The following is a 19437-nucleotide window of genomic DNA, read 5'->3' on the forward strand; positions in this document are numbered from 1 at the left end:
TTTCTCTCCTTCCTCTTGAATACCTGTACCCTATTTTAAATTAAAAGACTGTACCTGAAGGATTCAAGCAAAGGAAGCTTTCAGTACCGTCCTCTCTTTTTAACCTATAGCCCGAGTCTAGTACAGCAAGCCCGCAGCAAGGTAAGTACAATTTTGCGGGTCAACCATCGTTACCGAGAGAGAGGCAGTGACTTCTCAGAAGGGGAAATTGAGCGATGTCAAGCTTTCTTTAGCACCTTCCAGGACTACCTGTTAAGCTGCCTTCCACCAGAGAGACAAGAACGCTATCAACCTGAGCGATATGTCAATTTTTATCGATTCCGGAGCTGGTACCGCGGCCGCAGTGATGTAGAATTAGCTTGGCATACGATTCGTACTCTGATCAAGGGCTATGGAGTAAGCGACTACTTGGATCCAGATTGCTATCGGGAATTGCCTCAAGCCGACCGCACTGTAAATGTAGAAGTCTTTGATCGAATATACGAGCAAGTTTGGCCGGGTTATCAAGAACGAACTACCTACGGAAGCTACTGGGACGATCAAGATTTGGCTAGGGATGTGTTACAGAATGGTTTTCTTAGATCAATTCACCCAGTCATTTTCTGTGATGAGGTTCAAGACTTTACCCAGCTTGAACTGAATATTGTTTTCTGCTTGTCCCCCTGGGGAAAATATAAGTTGGATTGGGCTATCGAGCGTTTACCTTATGCTTTTGCTGGGGATCCTCTGCAAACTATCAATCCTACAGGATTTCGTTGGGGTGCCCTGAGGAGGTATCTCTACGAGCATATCCGTGCTTACTTGTTGCCCGGCCATTCTCTCGAGATTCCAAGTCCCCGGGAGTTAAAAAATAATTACCGCTGTAGCCCTCAGATTACTCGTTTTAGCAACCTTATCAACTTGTGGCGGCGAGTTCTTAGCAATGATCGGGGGATTTGCCCACAGCAGCCTTGGCGTTTTCAGGAACCGGGGAGGCCAGCTCAAAAGTTTGTACTGGATGGCCAAGACAAGAACTTAACTCAACATGAGCTGAGGAGTATGCTCAGGAACAGCACGGGTACAGTTTGCATCCTGCCTTGTTCTATAGGAGAGGAGCTGGACTACGTGCGCCAAGATCCCGACCTCCAGAGGGTTTTTGCCGAAGAGCTGGAGCAAAATCTCAAGCCGGCGCTGCTGCAGACTGTTACCGCTGTCAAGGGCATGGAGTTCAAAAAGATCATTCTCTACAAGTTTGGCGACTGCTATCGACAAAACTTTAGCCGAAGGCTTAACCACTACGCTCAAGAAGCTGCAGAGAAGGTATCCCTGCAACTACATTATTTTCTCAACCAGCTATACGTTGGTATTACCCGCCCCATCGAAGCCTTAGCTGTTGTGGATACTGCAGCCGGCTGGCGGGAATTCTGGGATCCTGCCTTGGAGATTGACTTTTGGCTCAATCACTCTCATTTGCAGCCCGATCGATCCCAATGGCAAACGCATCCGCCTGTACTGGCCGGCTTCGCTCAAGGCACTGGCATCCAATACTGGACGGATAAAAACTTACAGGATGTGCTGGACTTGGCTCTTGGGTTTCTTAGGCAAGGGGTAGAGGAGGGAAATCCTGAGCTCTTGGAAGATGCGCGCGCCTTTGCTCGGCAGGCAGGCAACCAGAAATTAGAACAGGAATGCCAAGCTTGGATCCTCAAGCTGCAGAGGGATTACGTTTCTGCAGGCCGTCAGTTTTTAAGCTTGGAAAGATCCGCCCTACCCAATAGAAATCTCATCCGAGAAGCCTGGGAGTGCTTTTGGAAGGCAAAAGCTTGGTCAGAGTTGCAGCAGCATCGTTCTACTCACTTTGCCAGGTGCTCCGAGATCCCTAACTACGGTCCTCTGGTGGATTTGATGGTGGTAACCCAAAGCAGCTCTGCCAAGTCCATGGAGCGCTTTCGACAGATAGTTCGAGTGCGAGATTGGTTGAGCGTTGAGGTCAGCCCGAAGCATTCGGATCTGACTTGGAAGGTTTGTGTGGAGAAGTTTTTGGCGGAGCTGGAGGAAGTTTTCGATAACCTAGGGACTTTTTGTCCTAAGCCGGAGGATCGTGAACTTTTTTGGCAAGAGACTCTTGAGGCTTTGAGGGAGCGTTTGGCCTTTCTTGGCCAGCGGCAGCCGTTCGCAGGGCAATATCACAAGATTCTCGGCATCTGTTATTTCCAGCAACAAAAACTTGAGGAGGCAGTTGCCATTTGGGATCAAGGTGGCCAAACGGAGCATTCCCGCTACTACCGAGCCAAGATCCAATTGGAGAAGCCGCCTGGCCAGGTGAGGTGGCTATCCAAAGACCGGCAGGACGCAGCAGTGGTGAGCAAATGGCAGGAGGCGGGACGTCCCCTCGCGGGCGAGTGGGAGGAGTACATCAACGACGTCATTCTCAGCCTGGAGCGCTTGAAAGAGTGGCCGCTGCTGCTGCGAATCCTGATCCGGCGCCGCGAGTGGTGCAGGCTTTGGGAACTGGTTCAGGCCCACCCACAGGCGTGGCAGCGCGGACATGACTACGAGTTGGTGGCCAGCATGGCTCGAGACATGGAAACCAACTGGGATGAGCTGAGGTGGAAGCTCCCTGGACTGCGGGATTTTCTGCAGGAAGTGGTAAGCAGTGTGCGCGGGGAGCACGCTTGGTGGCTGCAGCCGCTGGAGGTGGGCCTAGCCTACGAGCGACTGGGCTGCTACCGAGATGCGCTCAGGTTTTATGAGCGCTTTGCTGAAAACAGAATCGGTAGAATCCCAAGATGGCAACGCTCTCAGATTCGGCAGCGCTGGCTTTTGGTTCACAAGAAGTACAGAGATTCTCTGCAGGCGGAGGGACGACCGACCGATCTTTTGGCGGAGGAGTTTAGCCGCGCTCAAGAGCGCTGGCGTGAGCAACTGCCCCAGGCAGAGCCCGAGCTGGAGGAATGGGATCCCTGGCCACATGACTTCGTGGAGCACCCCAGCCCTGTTCAAAGTTGGCTGCTGCAGCGGGAGCAAACTGAAGCTCAGAGACTGCAAGTGGCAATCCGCGAGGAACTGAAGCGGCTCAACGAGAGGCAGCTCCAGCAAGTTCATAGCCTGATTCAGCGATTGCTCGGCCCAGGTTGAGAAGGAGTTGGAAGTAGAGCCAACTACCGCAAGATCTGCCGCAGCCGCTCCAGGGCGCGTTGGTTTTCTTCAGGGGTGCCCACCGTTAGGCGCAGCCCGCCGCCGGTACAGCGCACACAAGTTCCCAGCTCTTGCCAGGCCCGCTGCAGATCCTGGGGATCCCATCCTGCCACCCGGAAGTAGAGAAAATTGGCCTGGCTGGGCCACACCCGCACCCCCGGCAGTTCCTGCAGGGCTTGGTAGAGGGCATCTCGTTCCTGACGGATGAGGGGTAGGTCGGCCAAAAACTCCTCGGCATGTTCCAGGGCGATCTGAACGGCCCACTGGGAGATGGCCGAGAGATTGTAGGGCAGGCGGATGGAGTCCAGCACCTGGATAAGCTGCGGATGGCCGATGGCATAGCCCACCCGGTGAGCTGCCAGGCGAAAGGCTTTGGAGAAGGTGCGCAAGATAACCCAGTTGGGGTGCTCCGCTAGCTTGGGCAGGGCCGTGTGCTGGCTGAACTCAAAATAGGCCTCATCGAGGATCACCAAAATCTCGGCGGGCAACCCTTCAACCCACTCCCACTCAGCGGTGCTCAGGCCATTGCCGGTGGGCGAATTGGGATCTACCAAGCACACCACCCGCACCCGCTGCTCCGCTACGGCCTGTTGACACCGCCCCAGATCCAGAGCAAACGTCTCGGGATGGCGGGGCACCCGCACCACCGGGATCCCCAGGCTCTGGGCTAGGATGGCGTACATGGAAAAGGTGGGCTCTGCAACCAAAACGCTGCCCCGCTCGCCCACACAGGTGGCGATGAGCAGGGAGCGGATTAGCTCGTCGGAACCGTTGCCCAGGCTAATCTGGGCCGGATCTGCCCCGGCATAGGCGGCGATGGCCTGCTTGAGGCCCTGGTGATGAGCATCGGGGTAGCGGTTGCTCGGGATCCCTTTTTCCCAGAGGAGGGAGAGTTTCTGCTTGAAGCCCACCGGCCAATCCCAGGGAAACTCGTTTGCATCCAACTTGTCGGCAGCTTGGGGCGGCACGGCATCATAGGGCTTGAGGTGAAGCAAATCCGGGCGCAGATACCGCAAGGCACACATCTCCCTACCCTAACGGAGCAAGGTACCTATAATAGCAGGGCTGACCCGCTTGCCGATGTAGGCTACAGTGTTCCTAACAGGTACGGGGCTGACGGGGCTCGAACCCGCAACTTCCGCCGTGACAGGGCGGTGCTCTAACCAATTGAACTACAGCCCCAGGAGCTGCGAATACCTATTCTGAACTTAGATGAGGATGGTTGTCAATCATGGTATCTAGTCTGGCGGCCCAGGCAGCAACGCTGGTAGAGGAGGCCCCGCAGAACGGGATCCCGACAGCGGCGATGCAGCAGGTGGCGGAGGTGCTCACCCAGGTGGCCCAACACCTGGATCACCTGCAGTACACCACCTTGCGCTACCCCGATGGTGGCTGGCTGACGGTGCGGGTGGTGGAAAGCTCCGCCGGGGCGGACTCCCCCCCAGAACCCGAGCCCCCCGGCCATCTGTGGATCCCGGCCTTTGGCCACCTGGAAGATGCCCAAGCCACGCTGGCGGAACTTCGGCAGCAAGCGCCGGACTTAGAGGCCACCTCCTTTGGGGTTTTGGAGCTGCTGTTTTTGGCCCTGGGCCTTTCCCGCGCCGAAGGCATCGTCTTTTACGACCAGGCAGGGGATCGGCGGCAAGGGAAAGCCGTGGCCTGCCGACCTCTGGCGGAGCAGGTGAGCCAGGCCCTCCGCAGAGGCCTTCCTCCCATAGCCTAAGGCGGGAACGGATCTGCTCTAGCTCAAGATGGCACCCTGGCGGCGGGCAAACTTACGCAACTTCTCATCCATTTGGGCTCCCCGCAGATCGGCTTTGGAGAAGTTGGTGAAGCGCTTGCCCTTTTCCTCAGACTGATGCAGCAGCGAGGCCCTGCTGCCTACAGACCAGAGCACGGAGCTGGCCACCGCCGCCGCAATCCCGGCTGCTCCCAAGGCGTAAGCCACGTTGCGCGTGGTGAGATGGACAAGCAAAAACCCCAGGCCCGCCGATCCCAAGAGCCCTCCCAGGCCTGCTAGGATCTCGCCCAAGGTTTTGGCCGAGCCGAGGAGCCGGCTCAAAAAGCGCAGCCAGCGGGGTTGCGGTGTGTTGAAGCGGATCCCGCGCAGATCGGCTCCCTGCAGGTTGGCCCCCGAAAAATCGGCCCCCCGCAGGTCGGCGCAGCGCAAGTCGTAACCGGCTAAGTTCTGGTTGGCAAAAGACTTGCCCCGCAGATCCGCCCCCGCCAAAGACGGGATGCGCGGCGGGGTGGCTGGCTTGATCTGCCCGCCGCCGGTGATGCGGCTGGCTTGGCCCAGTTGGGTAAAACCGGTGGTGCTCCCCCAGCCGGTGGGAACCGATCCCAGGGGCAGCATGTCTCCCGCGCCGGGCCGAGGGAGCGGCGTAGGCGAGAACCCATCTGTTCGGGCAGGGGGGGGAGAGGTTGAACGGCGTCTGGTCCAATGGTCGGAGATCAGCAACGGGCTGGAGCCGGCAGTCAAGGGAGAAGGGGGCAAGATGACCGGCGAGGAAGGCGGGCCCTCCTGCACCGGGATCCCTTGCAGAGCCCGCAACGCCTCGGTAGCCGTGGCAAAGCGCTGGCTGATAACCGGGTGCAGCATGCGGCGCAAAATGGCGTCGAACTCGGGGCTGAGCTGCAGGCGATCCGACCAATCCCATTGGCCCGTGTTGTGGTCGTAAAACTTGGCCGGCGACTCCAGGGTCATCAAGTTGAGGCAGGTGGCGGCCAGCGCGTAGAGATCGCTGGCGGGGCCTACCGCCTGGCCGGCCATCTGCTCCGGCGGAGAAAAGCCCAGGGAGCGAATGGCCGTTCCCTCCTCCGACAACGTGTGGCCTGGCCCAAGCTGCTTCACCGCCCCAAAGTCGATTAGCACCAGGCGGCCATCTTCTTTGCGGCGAATCAGGTTGGCCGGCTTGATGTCGCGGTGGACGGTGTTGTGGCTGTGGACATAGCTGAGGATGAGCAGCACCTCCTGCATCACCTGCCGAGCCTGTTCTTCGGAAAAAGGCCCGTTGCGCCGCATCTCCTGGGCAAGCGTGATCCCCTCAATAAACTCCTGCACCAAGTAGAATTTGCCGCCTTCTTGGAAGTGGGCGTAGAGCTTGGGGATTTGCGAGTGCTCCCCCAGGCGCTCCAACACCTCGGCCTCGCGGTTAAACAGTTCCTCCGCCAGCCTGGCCAGTTGGGGCGAATTTTCAGCCGGGCGCAACTGCTTGATCACCCGCCAGGGCTTGGAGGGCATGTCCTCATCGCGGGCCAAGAAGGTGGCGCCAAATCCCCCCTGCCCCAGACGCTTGAAGGCGCGATAGCGATTGCGCAGCAGCAGCGGCTGCCCGCAGAAGGCACAGGTGGAGGCAGCCGGGGGATTTTCCGGCCGCAGACAGTCCGGATTGAGGCAGTAGCAGTTGGGCATATCATTCAGGCGCTACCGGCTGACGTCTAGGTAACCGAGACGGGGCCGATGGGCGGGCAAGCAAGTTGCCAGAGATACATCTAGCCTAGACCAAGGAGAGAAAAATCTTGCGCATCCGCCTCGAACAGGCTGATCCTAGCGTTTGCCCACTTGGGCTCAATCAGAGAAATCGCTTAGATTGTGTCGCTTTGGGGAGCGACACTGGCCCCATCCGAGAGCGGGAGTTCAACTGCCCCAGAGCCAAAAAACCTAGAATTGATCAATACAGTTACCCTTTGCCTTGGCCATGTCTCCATCCTTCTCCGGTGCCGCCATCCGGCAGGCTTTTCTGGATTTCTACGCCCAGCGGGGCCATCAGGTATTGCCCAGCGCCTCCTTGGTGCCGGAGGATCCGACGGTGCTGCTGACCATCGCCGGCATGCTGCCCTTCAAGCCGATTTTCCTCGGCCATCAGGATCCACAGTACCCACGGGTCACGACTGCCCAGAAATGCGTGCGCACCAACGACATCGAGAACGTGGGACGGACGGCCCGCCACCACACGTTTTTTGAGATGCTGGGCAACTTCAGCTTTGGCGACTACTTCAAAAAAGAAGCCATCACCTGGGCCTGGGAGCTGGTGACAGAGGTGTTTGGCCTGCCGCCGGAGCGCCTGGTGGTGAGCGTCTTTCGAGAAGATGAGGAGGCCTTTGCCCTCTGGCGCGATGCAATCGGGATCCCACCCCACCGCATCCGGCGCATGGGGGAGGAGGACAACTTCTGGGCTGCCGGCCCCACCGGCCCCTGTGGCCCTTGCTCGGAGATCTACTACGACTTCAAGCCGGAGCTGGGGGATGAGCAGATCGACCTAGGGGACGACTCTCGCTTTTTGGAGATCTACAACCTGGTGTTCATGGAGCTGAACCGGGACAGCGAGGGCCGCCTCACTCCCTTGGCCAGGCAAAACATCGACACCGGCCTGGGACTGGAGCGGCTGGCTCAGGTGCTGCAGGGAGTCCCCAACAACTATGAGACCGATTTGATCTTCCCTATTGTGCAGAAGGCGGCCGAGATTGCCCGGGTGGACTACTTCCAGGCCAGCCCCGAGCAGAAAGTCTCCCTCAAGGTAATTGGGGATCACGCGCGGGCGGTGATGCATCTCATTGCCGATGGGGTGATCCCCTCCAACGTGGACCGGGGCTATGTGCTGCGGCGGCTGATCCGGCGGATGGTGCGCCACGGGCGCCTCTTGGGGATCGGCGAGCCCTTTACCCTGCCGGTGGTGGAGACGGCCATCCAGTTGGCGGAGGCCGCCTATCCGGAGGTGCGGGAGCGGGAGGCGGTAATCAAGGCCGAGCTGCAGCGGGAAGAGGAGCAGTTTCTCAAGACCCTGGAGCGGGGGGAACGGCTGCTGTTTGATCTGTTTGCCAACGTCACGGCCAGTGGCGCGCCCAAGCAGATCTCGGGTGCCGACGCCTTCAAGCTCTTCGACACCTACGGCTTCCCGTTGGAGCTGACCCAGGAAATTGCCCAGGAGCGCGGCTTTAGCGTGGATGTGCAGGGCTTCGAGCAAGAGATGGAAAAACAGCGGCAGCGGGCCCGCGCCGCCCACCAAACCCTCGACGTCACGGCCCAGGGATCCCTGGACGAGCTGGCCGAGTTTTTAATCGAGACGGAGTTTTTGGGCTACAGCCAGTCTTCTGCCCGCGGCGTGGTGGAGGCCCTGCTGGTGGAAGGGAAGTCGGTGCCCCAGGTAGAGGCCGGGCAAGTGGTGCAGGTGGTTTTGGATCGCACGCCTTTTTATGCGGAGTCCGGGGGCCAAATCGGGGATCGCGGCTACCTGGCCGGCGACGGAGTGTTGGTGCGGGTGGAGGATGTGCAGAAGCGGGGGGATCTGTTTGTCCACTTTGGCCGGGTAGAACGGGGGATCCTGCGGGTGGGGGATCCGGTGCAGGCCCAGATTGACCTGGCCTGCCGGCGGCGCGCCCAGGCCCACCACACAGCCACCCACCTGCTGCAGGCAGCCCTGAAAAAGGTTGTCGATCCCTCTATTAGCCAGGCGGGATCTCTAGTGGCTTTTGACCGGCTGCGTTTCGACTTTACCCTCTCGCGTCCCCTCACCCCCGAAGAGCTGCAGCAGGTTGAGGATCTGGTCAACACCTGGATTGCCGAGGCCCATCCTGCGCAAGTCTCCATCATGCCCCTGGCAGAGGCCAAGGTCAGGGGGGCAATCGCCATGTTCGGGGAAAAATACGGCGCCGAGGTACGGGTGGTTGACTTTCCGGGGGTGTCAATGGAGCTCTGTGGCGGCACCCACGTCAGCAACACTGCCGAGATCGGCCTGTTCAAGATCATCTCCGAGAGTGGCGTAGCGGCCGGGATCCGCCGCATCGAGGCGGTAGCTGGGCCGGCGGTGCTGGAATACCTAAACGAGCGGGATAGCGTCGTGCGGGAGCTGAGCGCCCAATTCAAGGCCAAGCCCCAGGAGATCCCGGAGCGGGTGGCGGCTTTGCAGGCGGAGCTGAAGGCCGCCCAGAGGGCGCTCGAGGAGGCGCGCAGCCAATTGGCCTTGCTGCAGGCAGAGCGGCTCCTGCCCCAGGCTGTAGCTGTTGGCAATCTGCAGATCTTGGCGGCGGAACTGGGATCCACTCCCCCCGAGGCGCTGAAAACTGCTGCCGAACATCTGCTCCACAAACTGGGAGAAGGGGCAGTGGTGCTGGGATCGGTGCCGGAAGCTGGCAAGGTCAGCCTGGTTGCGGCTTTTAGCCCGGCGGTGCAGAAACTTGGTCTCAAAGCGGGCTCCTTTATCGGCGAGATCGCCAAGCTGACAGGCGGCGGTGGCGGTGGGCGGCCCAACCTGGCCCAGGCCGGCGGCAAACAGCCAGAGAAACTGGCCCAAGCCCTGCAGGTGGCCCAGGAGCGGCTACAGGCAGAGCTGTCTTCAGGCTTGGGCAGTTAGGAGCTGCCGCCTTACCCCATAATGAAAGCCGGGGATTTTCCGCGCCAGCCATGACGCCCAACAGCTTGTCCAGTGCCATCGATCTCAGCCAAAAGCGCATCTTGCTTACCGGAGGGAGCGGCTTTTTGGGCAAACACGTCCTGCAGCAGTTGCAACTCCTGGGGGTCAAGCCGGAGCAGGTGCGGATCCCACGCTCCCGCACCCACGACCTGCGCCGCTGGGAGGTCTGCCAAGAGGTGGTGCAGGGACAAGATGTCGTCATCCATTTGGCGGCCCATGTGGGCGGCATCGGCCTCAACCAGGCCAAGCCGGCGGAGCTCTTCTACGACAACCTGATCATGGGATCCCAGCTCATCCACGCCGCCTACCTGGCGGGGGTGGAGAAGTTTGTCTGCGTGGGCACCATCTGCGCCTATCCCAAGTTCACCCCCGTCCCCTTCAAGGAAGAAGATCTCTGGAACGGCTACCCGGAGGAGACCAACGCCCCCTACGGCATCGCCAAGAAAGCCCTGCTGGTGCAACTGCAGGCCTACCGGCAGCAGTACGGCTTCAACGGCATCTACCTCCTGCCGGTAAACCTCTACGGCCCCCTGGACAACTTCGATCCGGAAAGCTCCCACGTGATCCCGGCCTTGATCCGCAAGGTGCATGAAGCCCAGCAGCGGGGCCAGAACTACGTCGAGGTGTGGGGAGATGGCAGCCCCACCCGCGAGTTTTTCTACGCCGAAGATGCGGCTCGGGGAATTCTCCTGGCCACCCAGCTCTACAACAGCCCTGAGCCACTCAATTTGGGCACCGGCGAGGAGATCTCCATTCGGGATCTCATCGCCCTCATCTGCGAGCTGATGGAGTTTCGGGGCGAGATCCGCTGGCAAACCGACAGGCCCAACGGCCAGCCGCGCCGCTGCTTGGACGTCTCCAAAGCCCGCGAGAGGATAGGTTTTGTGGCCAAGGTGAGCCTGCGGGAGGGGCTGCAGCGCACCATCGAGTGGTACCGCCGCCACGCCCCGGCAAACTAGGCAACAACCTGGCTCTCCAGGCGGCCATCCTCCATGTGCAACACCCGGTCGGCAATGTCGAGGATGCGGTTGTCGTGGGTCACCATGAGGATGGTGCAGCCCTGCTCTCGCGCCAACTTCTCCATCAGGGTCACCACCTCGCGGCCCGACTTGCTGTCCAGGGCTGCGGTCGGCTCGTCGGCCAGCACCAACTTGGGGTGGCTGACCAGGGCCCGCGCGATGGCTACCCGCTGCTTCTGCCCTCCCGAAAGCTGCTCCGGGTAGTAGTGGACGCGATCCCCCAAACCCACCGCCGCCAGCATCGCTTCTGCCTGCTGCTGCACCTGTTGAGGAGAAAGGCCGTTGTGCAGCTCCAGGGCCATGCGCACATTTTGGGCCGCCGTCAGGGAGCGCAGCAGGTTGTGGGCCTGGAAGATGTACCCCACCTGGCGGCGGATCTGGATGAGGGTGTTGGGCTTAGCGCCCCGCAGCTCCTGCCCCAACACCCGCAGGCTGCCCTCTTGCACCGAGCGCAAAGCTCCCAGGAGCGTGAGCAGCGTGGTCTTGCCGGAGCCAGAGGGGCCGGTCAACAACACGATCTCCCCCGGCTGCAAAACGAAGTTGATGTCAAAAAGCACTTGCTTGCGCAGGGATCCCTCGCCAAAGTAGTGGTTCACCCCTTCGGCTTTGACCACCGGCTCAACGGCATGTTGGGTGGAAGCGAGGGCAGCTTGATCGAGAAGGGAAGGCAGCATAGGGAGCTCAAAATCTCAAACAACTTGGGTTGACAATTCAATTCAGTAACCGCTTGGGCCATCATCGGAACCGCCGCGATTGAACCATCCAGAAGCCTATTGAAGGGATCCCAGAAGTCTTTGGGCAGTTGATCAAGCTATTCAACAATCCATCTGCCTCCTCCATTCTTGCCAAAACTTAGAAAATGTCGGCGGGATCGGCTGCCCGCAGCCGCCGCACGGCAATGGCCCCCGAGATAAAGCACATGCTCACTGCCAGCAGCAGCACCAACACCGCCCGGTTGAAGGTCATGGCGATCGGCAGCAACGTAGCATTGGCCGTCAAATCGTAGAGCAAAACTGCCAGGGCAAAAGCTGGAATATACCCCAAGCCGGCCAGCAAAATAGCTTCTTGAAACACCACCCCCAACAGGTAAGTATCCGTGTAGCCCATGGCCTTGAGGGTGGCATATTCCGCCAGGTGATCGGATACATCGGTGTAGAGGATCTGATAGACAATCACAATGCCGACGATGAAGCCCATGGCCACCCCCAGGCCGAAAATAAAGCCGATGGCCGTGCCCTCCTCCCAGTAGCTTTGCTCCATATCGATAAACTCTGCCCGCGACAGCACCCGCACATCTTCCGGCAGCAAGGCCCGCATCTGCTGCACCAACGGCTGGGGATCCACTCCCGGCTGCAGCTGCACTACGCCGATATCCACCAGGCCGCGCTCCCGCTGGGGAAAGATGCGCAGGAAGTTGAGGTCGCTGGTGAGGATGGTGCCATCGGCGCCAAAGGTGGCCCCCATCTTGAACAGGCCCCCCACCTGGACGCGGCGGTTGCCTACTTCAGTAAAAACTTCTCGACCGGCCTCAAACCACTCCGGGATGGGGCCAAACTCGCTGCGGGAGCGGCGGTCGAAGAGCACCACGTCTGCTTTCTTGATCTCCTCCAACTTGTCGGGGGTCAGCTCCGGCAACTCCAGCAGGTCGGCAGAGGGATCCACCCCCACCACAAAGATGCTGCGGGTGCGGCGGGTCTGGGGGTTTTTCCAGAGGGCAAAGCCCACATAGACGGGCGAGATGGCCCGTACCCCCTCAAAGCCCAACGCCTGGTAGAGCCGCCGCTGGGAAAAGGTGTTCATGGCAATGAGGGCGTTGGACTGGGGGCTGACCAGGAAGATCTCTCCTTTGAGGGCGACGTGGAAGCGGATGGCGCTTTCCAAGAGGCTGTCCTGGAAGCCCAACTGCATGAACATGAGAATGCAGGCAAAGGCAATGCCCGCCAGGGCCACCAGCAGGCGGATCTTCTCCCGCGTCAACTGCAGCCAGGCCAAGGGGATGCGCCGCCCGATAAACGCTACGCTGAACAGGCCGGACATTCCCCCCTCCTACCCCTCGACCTCGATGGCCACATCCACCTGCAGGTTGGTCAGGCCGGCCACGCGGGCGCTGCTTTCCGGCTCCAGGCGGATGTACACCTCCACCACGCGGGCATCCACATCGGCGGCGGGGTCGGTGTTGAGCACGTCTTTTTTGCCGATCTGCAGGCCCACCCGCTCCACCCGGCCCTGCAGCGTTTCTGGCAGCGCGCGGTTGCTGATGGTGGCCCGTTGTCCGGGCCGCACCCGCAGGATGTCGGTTTCGTAGACCTCCGCCACCACCATCATCTGGTCGGTGTTGCCCAGCTCGAGGATCCCTGTGTCGGCAGCGATAACTTCCCCAGGCCGCGTGCGGATCTTGAGCACCTGGCCGGCCCGGGGGGCGCGGATGAGGGTGCGCTCCAGACGGGCCTCCGCCAGCTCCAGGTTGCGGGCCAGGGATCCCAGTTGCACTTGCGCTTGCGCCCGCCTCAGCCCCGCTTCAGCAGCTTGCACCTGGGCTTGGGCGTTGCGCAGATCCCGCTCGCGGGCCAGGCGCAGTTGATCCAGAGTGGCCTCGGCAGCCCGCAAGTCCTCCTGCCGTTGCCGCACCAGCAGAGCTTTCTGGTCTAGCTCCTGCTGGGAGATAGCCCCCTCCTGCCACAGGGCCTGGAAGCGAGCCAGGTTGGCCTCGGCATCGGCCAGCTCCGCCCGAAGGCGCTCCACCACCGCTTCCTGGGATCGGATCTGCATCTGTTGCGGTTCGTCTAGGCGGCTGAGGCGGGTGCGCGCCTCTTCCACTTGAGCTTGGCCAAAGCGGGTCTCGGCCTCCAGCCGGGCGCGGGCTTCTTGGAGTTGGGCAGCAGCATACTCCCGCTCGGCCAGGCGCTCTCGATAGCTTTCCAGACGGGCCAACACTTGCCCCGCCCTCACCCGCTCCCCTTCGGCCACTAGCAGCTCTCCCAGTCGCTCTCCCGGAGGGCCGGCCACCCGCACCACCTCTCCTTCCGGCTCCAGGCGACCCAGGGCGCCAACGCGGGGAGGTAGCCGCGTCTCCTCCGTTGCATTCTCTGATACGGATTGGGTGGCCGCCTGCTGGCTCAGGCCCAGCCAGGCCAGCCCAGTTCCGGCCAGCAATCCAGCTCCCGCAATAGACCAGAGTAGCCGCTGATTCATCGTTCCCTACTCGTTGAGTTTTGCGGTTGAGGTCGGTCGTTACAGTTGCAATTCTTTAATAAATGTAAAGTTTATGGGGCAAGGATGTCCAGGTTTTTCTCATGTGTTTATTTTTCGGGTATTCGTTTTTCTCCGGCTTGTCTTCGGTTGTCGACCTTCGTCGGCTACCTAACCCAAGGGATTCCTGATATGATCTGCCGTGTCCGGGGCCTTTCTGCAGGTGCCGATTTCTAGGTGTGGTGCGAGGAGTGAGGTGGAGTTGCGATGGTGGAAACAGTTGGGGGGAAAGATGCCGTTGCGCCGGCGCCAGCTCGTTCTCCATCTCCGCCTGCGAAAAATTTGGATCCGTTGAACCCGCTACTTCCGGCTTATCATTTTGTCGGGATCGGCGGGGTGGGGATGTCGGCTCTGGCTTACATTTTGGCCAAGCAGGGGTTTCGGGTTTCAGGGTCGGATATTGCCGCCAATGGCCGCACCCGTCGCCTGGAAGCCTTGGGGGTGCGCTTTATTCAGGGGCACACTCTGGAGGGTTTGGCCGGGGATCCCCAGGTGGTCTACTCCAGCGCCATTCGCCCCACCAACCCGGAATTAGCGGCGGCGCTGGACAAGGGACTAAAGGTTTGGCATCGAGCCGATTTGCTGGCTGCCCTGTTTAACCATCGTCCCAGCATTGGGGTGGCGGGCACCCACGGCAAGACCACTACTAGCAGCATGATTGGCTACATGTTACTGGCGGCGGGCTGGGATCCCACCTTGATCATCGGCGGGGAGATGGACGCCTGGGATGGCAATGCCCGTCTAGGCCAGGGGGAATACCTGGTAGCCGAGGTGGACGAGTCGGATGGATCCCTGGTGCGGCTCTATCCCCAAATTGGCGTGATCACCAATATCGAGCTGGATCACCCCGATCATTATGCCGATTTGGGGCAGGTGATCCGGGCTTTTCAACAGTATGGGCAGCAGAGCCAAACCCTGGTGGCCTGTCTGGACTGTCCCAACGTGGCCACCCACCTCAAGGTGGACATCGGCTACAGCCTGGCCGGCCATCCCCAAGCCCAGTACCAGGCCCGTCAGATCCTCTACACTGCCGATTGCACCTCTGCCGAGATCTGGGAAAGGGGATCCCTCCTCGGCCAGCTCCGCCTGCAGGTGCTGGGATCCCACAACCTCAGCAATGCTCTGGCCGCGGTTGCCGTGGGGCGGCAGCTGGGCTTGGAGTTCCCCGTGATTGCCTCTGCTCTGGCCCAGTTTCCGGGAGTGCGGCGCCGCTTTGAGCACAGGGGCAAGGTGGGTGGGGTCACCTTTATCGACGACTATGCCCATCATCCCAGCGAGATTCGGGCTACGCTGCGGGCGGCACGGCTGCAGCAGCGGCGGGTGGTGGCGGTGTTCCAGCCCCATCGCCACAGCCGCTTGGCCAAGTTGTTCCAGGACTTTGCTTGCTGCTTTGCGGATGCGCAGGTGGTGGTGATCGTGCCCACTTATGGGGCGGGAGAAGCAGCGCCTGAGGGCTCCGACAGCTTGCGGCTGGCCGTGTCGGTGGCGGAGCACCATCCCCATGTACGTTATGTGTCTTCTTTGCCGCAATTGCCGCAGGTGTTGCCGTCTATCTTGCAACCTGGAGATCTGGCAATTTTTTTGGGCGCAGGCGATCTCAATCAACAGATAGCCGCTACGATGCGGGCCTATGCGGCTCGGCTGGGGGAGCAGCCTCTGGCAAACTTTGAAGGGAAATTGCCGGGGCAAGCGGAGGATGGGATCAGGGAGATGGGGGCTTCTGAGGTATTGGCATCATGACTACAGCTCCCTGCGTGCCCAATGCCTCAAGCGTTGCCCGACTCTCTGGACGGATTCAAGCGGGGATCCCCTTGGCCCCTCTGACCAGCTTTCGGGTGGGCGGCAAGGCGGAGTGGTATTGCGAGCCGCACAACAATCTGGAGCTGCAGCAATGTTTGGCCTGGGCGCGGGCGCAAGGGATCCCGGTTACACTGTTGGGGGCGGGCAGCAACCTGCTCATCAGCGATGCCGGCCTGCCGGGGCTGGTGATCCACACCCGGCGTTTGCGCGGGATGCAACTGTTGGAGGGGGGGAGGATCTGGGCCGCTGCCGGAGAACCTTTGGTTAACCTGGCGCGGGCAGCCGCCAAGCGGGGCTGGAGTGGCTTGGAGTGGGCCATCGGGATCCCGGGCACGCTGGGGGGAGCGGTGGTGATGAATGCCGGCGCCCACGGGCGCGCCATGTCGGACGTGTTGGTGGAAGTGCAGATTTTGGATGAAGAGCAGGAGCCCTGCCGCTTAGAACCGGTCGATCTGCAATTGGGCTACCGCCGCTCGCGGCTACAGGACTCTCCTTGGACGGTGACGGGGGCAACGCTGCAGTTACTCCCAGGCCGGGATCCGGCTCAGGTGCAGCGACAAACCCAGCGCCACCTCAACCAGCGCCTGAGCTCTCAGCCCTATCATCTGCCCAGTTGTGGCAGCGTCTTTCGCAACCCCGAAACCTATCCTGCCGGCTGGCTAATTGAGCAGGTCGGTCTGAAGGGCTACCGGATTGGCGGGGCCCAGATCTCCGAGCGCCATGCCAACTTCATCCTCAATTGTGGTCAGGCCAGCGCCAACGACATCTACCGTCTGATTTGCTTGGCCCAAGAAAAGGTTTATCAACGATGGTCGATATTCCTAGAGCCAGAAGTGCGCATTCTGGGATCTTTTGACGATCCTTTGATAAGTTAATTTGGCCTACCCCATTTTTTGATGATTGGATGGTTCTGATCTTGAACTGTCCTCACCAGTCCTTGATGGATTCTCGTTGATTATTTTGCGTCAGTTTATGGTTAGGGCACGGCTACTTTACGTCGCTTAATTGCACAACTAATTGCACAACTCAATCAGTCCCCCACAAGCGCGGAAGAACGCCGCTATTTGATTGGCGGGAACGGGAACACCGCCACGAAGATCTGAACTAGGATCCGGCTTCAGAGCGGCACAACGACTGAAACTCGAAGGGACTCCGCCCGCTACGGGATCCCGAGCAGCCATCGCCAAGTTTCGTTTTTGAACAGGATCCACACCCCTAATCTCATCAAAATCCAGGGTACCCAGCGCTCTCCCTGTTCAGCCAAGATCTTGGCCACTTCCGGTTGCACCGTCAGCCTTTGAGCCATGGCAAACCACAGCCCTTTCATCAAAAAGAAAATTATAGAAAAGAGAGCCAACTGGAGAGGGGTGCTGCCGGCAAACAAAGGAACGTACAAGCTGATGTTATCCCCGCCATTGGCAAAGGTGAGGAACATGGACAGCAGAGCTGGCGAGGGCAAAAAGAGCAGCCCAGTCTTTGCGGGTGGTCGATCTTGCAGTTTTTCCAGCTCTTTCGACAGGGCTTCTTCCGCTTCAGATCGCCAGAATTTCCAGCCGCCCACCGCCAGCGGGATCAGTCCCAGCAGGCCAATGGCAGATGGCGGCAGCACCAGGCCCCCCAAGTACCCCAAAAGGCTGATCAAGATCAATCCTGCCAAGCCCAAGTAGCCCCCCAGCTAAACCTGCCAGCCCTTCCAAGTAGGTTGGATCTGCACCTGGGCAAACAACACAACCAGCACAAAAAAGTCGTCGATGTGGGTGGCAATAAAGGCGAGGATCCCTTCCGCCAGCGTTGTCCAGAAAAGAGGGAGGGGCATGAGCTTAAGAAGTGGGGAAGAGGGCGCCGATATCGACAAGGTGAAGCTGCACCAGCCCGAGGATCGCCAAAGTGTAGGCAGTAGAAGAAGCCAAACTAATAACGAGATCGCGCTTTAGGTTGCGGGGTTTATCCCCTTGCTCAACCACATCAGTAGCGCCAAACTGCATCAGGAGAAGGCCAATCAAGTTGGAAAGCCAGTACCCGGCAAGGGTTCCTCCCAAAAGCCACTGGGGCTGCCACAAGCTGCAGAGGTAGCCAAATCCATAGGCAATGGGTAGGTTGAAGAACAAATCGTTCCACCAGGAAAAGGGCGAGAGCATAAACCCCAAAACCAGTAAAATGCCACCTCGGAACTTCCTCCCCATCGGCTCTGTCTTCCGCGTTGCGTCTCCCTAATGTTACTTCACAGTGCTTCATGACAACCCAGAGAGAATGCCTGGCCCTGCACCTGGGAGAATGGCACGGGCTCTTTTCCGAGTATCGACCCACCGCCCACGGCTGGGAGCTGGTGGGCCAAAAGCGCAGCCTCATCACCTTTGAGGCTTTGGATCGGGACGCAATCCGCCAAACCAATGCCTACTACCCCCTAGAGGGATCCCCTACCCCAACAAGCCGCCAGAGCTGGGTCTATCAAGATTTCTCGCCCGGCTTGCGCTTTTTCCCCGATGGCTCCTTTTCCAACGGGCGGCTGCAGCTGGCACCGTTTGGCGATTTTGCCGTCGAGCAGGGCTTTCTTTGGGGAGAGCGCAAGGCGCGGGTGGTGCAGCAGTGGGATCCCCAGGGCCGCCTGGTGCGGGTGACGGTCATCTTGGAGCGGCGCGGCCAGGTGCTGGATCTTGGGGCCGACTTTCCTGCGCTGACCCAAGCGCAACTGGGAGAGGCCTTGCAAGGGCGATGGCGGGGGATCGCCCAGAGCTTTTCTGCTGCCGATAGCTTGCTCAGCGAAACTCATGTAGATCTCTCAGAGTGGGCCAGCCCTTGGGATCCCTTGCCGGGAGGGCTGTGGATGGGCGGGCCGGATCCCTTGCCCATCCCCACTCTTCACCGGGATCGCCGCTTTTCCGTCAGCCTGAGCTGGTTTCCGGAAGGGCCGGAGGGCCGCCACCTGCTGCGCCTGGTGCGCGACTACGACGAGGGCGGCGCCTGGCAGCGGGTTACGCTGATGCGGCTGGAGCGGGATCCGGGGTGAGAAAGGCGCAGACCTGGGCAAACACCGTCTCCCGCTCGCAGTCCAAGGTGAGAACGTGGTCGGAGCGCTCCAGCCAATGCAGGGTCTTCTCGGCGGATCCCAGCTCCCGGTAGAGCCACGCCGCCTGGTCGGGATCCACCACTGTATCTTGGCGCGGCTGCAGGATGAGGGTGGGAACTTGGATGCTGGCTACTTCCCCCCTGACCCGCTCGATGAGCTCAAGGGCGCTGCGCACTGCCGACAGATTGAAGCTGCGCAAATAGGCCACTCTTTCTGCCAACGCGCGGACATCGCCATCCCGAATCGGCAGGCGAAAGCGGGGAACCTCTTCCAAGAGCCAGCCCAGGCTGTTGAGGTACTGCTCCGGGCGAAAGAGATAGTACCAGCGGTGGCGAATGGCAAAAAACGGCGCCAGCAGGACCAATTTGTGGACAGGGTGGGCAAAGGCCAGGTGCAGCGCCAACAGGCAGCCGGTGGAAAACCCCACCAGCGAAAGGCGCGGGTACTCCTGCTGCAGCGCCAGGTAATGTTCCAAAACCCGCCCGTACCACTCCGTCCAGCGGGAAGGGGGCATGCGGGGTCCCGGGCGGTCATGGCCGGGATAGTTAAACCCCTGCACCGTCAGGCCGGCTGCCAACAGCCGCTCCGCCAGCCACTGCAACTCGTAGACGCCACCCCCCAACCCGTGCAGCAGCAGGCAGGCATGATCCCCTCTTCCCCGCCACAGAAAAGGCTCGTTGCTCAGCATAAAACCTCACCTCAGGACGGGATC

Annotated in this window: 16 protein-coding genes and 1 tRNA gene; 7 read left to right on the forward strand and 10 right to left on the reverse strand. The window is 60.4% G+C overall.

Annotation, left to right across the window (positions count from 1 at the left end; all coding sequences use genetic code 11):
• The first annotated feature begins 1038 nt into the window (after positions 1-1038).
• A complete protein-coding gene (locus GG26_RS08875; protein ID WP_414390060.1) occupies positions 1039-3117 on the forward strand; it encodes a hypothetical protein in 2079 nt (692 codons plus the stop codon).
• Between the two features lie 23 nt (positions 3118-3140).
• Here GG26_RS08875 and GG26_RS08880 read toward each other — a convergent pair whose 3' ends face one another.
• Together GG26_RS08880 and GG26_RS08885 are read right to left on the reverse strand one after the other, a co-directional pair.
• Positions 3141-4202: a histidinol-phosphate transaminase gene (locus GG26_RS08880; protein WP_011430707.1), complete on the reverse strand. Its 1062-nt coding sequence runs from the start codon at positions 4200-4202 to the stop codon at positions 3141-3143.
• An 83-nt stretch (positions 4203-4285) separates the two neighbouring features.
• Positions 4286-4359: transfer RNA gene (locus GG26_RS08885), tRNA-Asp, on the reverse strand.
• Between the two features lie 49 nt (positions 4360-4408).
• On the opposite strand from GG26_RS08885, the gene GG26_RS08890 reads away from it, so the two are divergent.
• Positions 4409-4900, forward strand: coding sequence for a hypothetical protein (locus GG26_RS08890; RefSeq protein ID WP_011430706.1), 492 nt, complete (start codon positions 4409-4411; stop codon positions 4898-4900).
• 18 nt (positions 4901-4918) lie between these two features.
• Here the strand turns inward: GG26_RS08890 and GG26_RS08895 are convergent, their stop codons facing one another.
• Positions 4919-6592, reverse strand: coding sequence for a protein kinase domain-containing protein (locus GG26_RS08895; RefSeq protein ID WP_414390063.1), 1674 nt, complete (start codon positions 6590-6592; stop codon positions 4919-4921).
• 286 nt (positions 6593-6878) lie between these two features.
• On the opposite strand from GG26_RS08895, the gene alaS reads away from it, so the two are divergent.
• Together alaS and GG26_RS08905 are read left to right on the forward strand one after the other, a co-directional pair.
• Positions 6879-9530, forward strand: a complete 2652-nt coding sequence (alaS, locus tag GG26_RS08900; protein WP_414390065.1) for an alanine--tRNA ligase — start codon at positions 6879-6881, stop codon at positions 9528-9530.
• A gap of 50 nt (positions 9531-9580) precedes the next feature.
• Positions 9581-10549, forward strand: coding sequence for a GDP-L-fucose synthase family protein (locus GG26_RS08905; RefSeq protein WP_414390069.1), 969 nt, complete (start codon positions 9581-9583; stop codon positions 10547-10549).
• Here the strand turns inward: GG26_RS08905 and GG26_RS08910 are convergent.
• From GG26_RS08910 to GG26_RS08920, 3 genes are all read right to left on the reverse strand, one after another.
• Positions 10546-11283: a DevA family ABC transporter ATP-binding protein gene (locus tag GG26_RS08910; protein WP_011430702.1), complete on the reverse strand. Its 738-nt coding sequence runs from the start codon at positions 11281-11283 to the stop codon at positions 10546-10548. The two genes, GG26_RS08905 and GG26_RS08910, sit on opposite strands and share 4 nt — an antisense overlap.
• Positions 11284-11461: 178 nt before the next feature.
• A complete protein-coding gene (gene devC / locus GG26_RS08915; protein WP_011430701.1) occupies positions 11462-12646 on the reverse strand; it encodes an ABC transporter permease DevC in 1185 nt (394 codons plus the stop codon).
• A 9-nt stretch (positions 12647-12655) separates the two neighbouring features.
• Positions 12656-13801 (reverse strand): ABC exporter membrane fusion protein, encoded by a 1146-nt coding sequence (locus GG26_RS08920; RefSeq protein WP_414390072.1) that lies wholly within the window; start codon positions 13799-13801, stop codon positions 12656-12658.
• Positions 13802-14065: 264 nt separating this feature from the next.
• On the opposite strand from GG26_RS08920, the gene murC reads away from it, so the two are divergent.
• Complete coding sequence (gene murC / locus GG26_RS08925) at positions 14066-15598, forward strand: UDP-N-acetylmuramate--L-alanine ligase (protein WP_414390074.1); 1533 nt, start codon at positions 14066-14068, stop codon at positions 15596-15598.
• Positions 15595-16533: a UDP-N-acetylmuramate dehydrogenase gene (gene murB, locus GG26_RS08930; protein ID WP_414390076.1), complete on the forward strand. Its 939-nt coding sequence runs from the start codon at positions 15595-15597 to the stop codon at positions 16531-16533. Before murC ends, murB begins: the two co-directional genes overlap by 4 nt.
• A gap of 284 nt (positions 16534-16817) precedes the next feature.
• On the opposite strand, the gene GG26_RS08935 is transcribed toward murB, so the two are convergent.
• From GG26_RS08935 to GG26_RS08945, 3 genes are read right to left on the reverse strand one after another with little or no spacing between them, the layout of a single operon-like run.
• Positions 16818-17321 (reverse strand): cadmium resistance transporter, encoded by a 504-nt coding sequence (locus tag GG26_RS08935; protein WP_414390079.1) that lies wholly within the window; start codon positions 17319-17321, stop codon positions 16818-16820.
• Between the two features lie 12 nt (positions 17322-17333).
• Positions 17334-17474: a hypothetical protein gene (locus tag GG26_RS08940; protein ID WP_011430697.1), complete on the reverse strand. Its 141-nt coding sequence runs from the start codon at positions 17472-17474 to the stop codon at positions 17334-17336.
• A 4-nt stretch (positions 17475-17478) separates the two neighbouring features.
• Complete coding sequence (locus tag GG26_RS08945; RefSeq protein ID WP_071813522.1) at positions 17479-17841, reverse strand: hypothetical protein; 363 nt, start codon at positions 17839-17841, stop codon at positions 17479-17481.
• 50 nt (positions 17842-17891) lie between these two features.
• Between GG26_RS08945 and GG26_RS08950 the strand changes: the two genes are divergently transcribed.
• Positions 17892-18665, forward strand: a complete 774-nt coding sequence (locus tag GG26_RS08950; protein ID WP_414390082.1) for a DUF3598 family protein — start codon at positions 17892-17894, stop codon at positions 18663-18665.
• Here the strand turns inward: GG26_RS08950 and GG26_RS08955 are convergent.
• Positions 18631-19413 carry an alpha/beta hydrolase gene (locus tag GG26_RS08955; RefSeq protein WP_414390085.1) on the reverse strand — a complete coding sequence of 261 codons (783 nt, stop codon included), beginning with the start codon at positions 19411-19413 and terminating at the stop codon, positions 18631-18633. The genes GG26_RS08950 and GG26_RS08955 overlap by 35 nt on opposite strands.
• Positions 19414-19437: the final 24 nt, after the last annotated feature.

Origin of the sequence: Synechococcus sp. 'PEA 65AY6A-5F PE A', from assembly GCF_047462575.1 — a bacterium.
Classification (GTDB): Bacteria; Cyanobacteriota; Cyanobacteriia; order Thermostichales; family Thermostichaceae; genus Thermostichus.

What these genes read in the sequence shown, in the direction of transcription:
- GG26_RS08875 (WP_414390060.1), top strand. Translation starts at nt 1,039, where the DNA reads ATGCTCAGGAACAGCACGGGTACAGTTTGCATCCTGCCTTGTTCTATA.
- GG26_RS08880 (WP_011430707.1), bottom strand. Translation starts at nt 4,202, where the DNA reads ATGTGTGCCTTGCGGTATCTGCGCCCGGATTTGCTTCACCTCAAGCCC.
- GG26_RS08890 (WP_011430706.1), top strand. Translation starts at nt 4,409, where the DNA reads ATGGTATCTAGTCTGGCGGCCCAGGCAGCAACGCTGGTAGAGGAGGCC.
- GG26_RS08895 (WP_414390063.1), bottom strand. Translation starts at nt 6,592, where the DNA reads ATGCCCAACTGCTACTGCCTCAATCCGGACTGTCTGCGGCCGGAAAAT.
- alaS (WP_414390065.1), top strand. Translation starts at nt 6,879, where the DNA reads ATGTCTCCATCCTTCTCCGGTGCCGCCATCCGGCAGGCTTTTCTGGAT.
- GG26_RS08905 (WP_414390069.1), top strand. Translation starts at nt 9,581, where the DNA reads ATGACGCCCAACAGCTTGTCCAGTGCCATCGATCTCAGCCAAAAGCGC.
- GG26_RS08910 (WP_011430702.1), bottom strand. Translation starts at nt 11,283, where the DNA reads ATGCTGCCTTCCCTTCTCGATCAAGCTGCCCTCGCTTCCACCCAACAT.
- devC (WP_011430701.1), bottom strand. Translation starts at nt 12,646, where the DNA reads ATGTCCGGCCTGTTCAGCGTAGCGTTTATCGGGCGGCGCATCCCCTTG.
- GG26_RS08920 (WP_414390072.1), bottom strand. Translation starts at nt 13,801, where the DNA reads ATGAATCAGCGGCTACTCTGGTCTATTGCGGGAGCTGGATTGCTGGCC.
- murC (WP_414390074.1), top strand. Translation starts at nt 14,066, where the DNA reads ATGGTGGAAACAGTTGGGGGGAAAGATGCCGTTGCGCCGGCGCCAGCT.
- murB (WP_414390076.1), top strand. Translation starts at nt 15,595, where the DNA reads ATGACTACAGCTCCCTGCGTGCCCAATGCCTCAAGCGTTGCCCGACTC.
- GG26_RS08940 (WP_011430697.1), bottom strand. Translation starts at nt 17,474, where the DNA reads ATGCCCCTCCCTCTTTTCTGGACAACGCTGGCGGAAGGGATCCTCGCC.
- GG26_RS08945 (WP_071813522.1), bottom strand. Translation starts at nt 17,841, where the DNA reads ATGGGGAGGAAGTTCCGAGGTGGCATTTTACTGGTTTTGGGGTTTATG.
- GG26_RS08950 (WP_414390082.1), top strand. Translation starts at nt 17,892, where the DNA reads ATGACAACCCAGAGAGAATGCCTGGCCCTGCACCTGGGAGAATGGCAC.
- GG26_RS08955 (WP_414390085.1), bottom strand. Translation starts at nt 19,413, where the DNA reads ATGCTGAGCAACGAGCCTTTTCTGTGGCGGGGAAGAGGGGATCATGCC.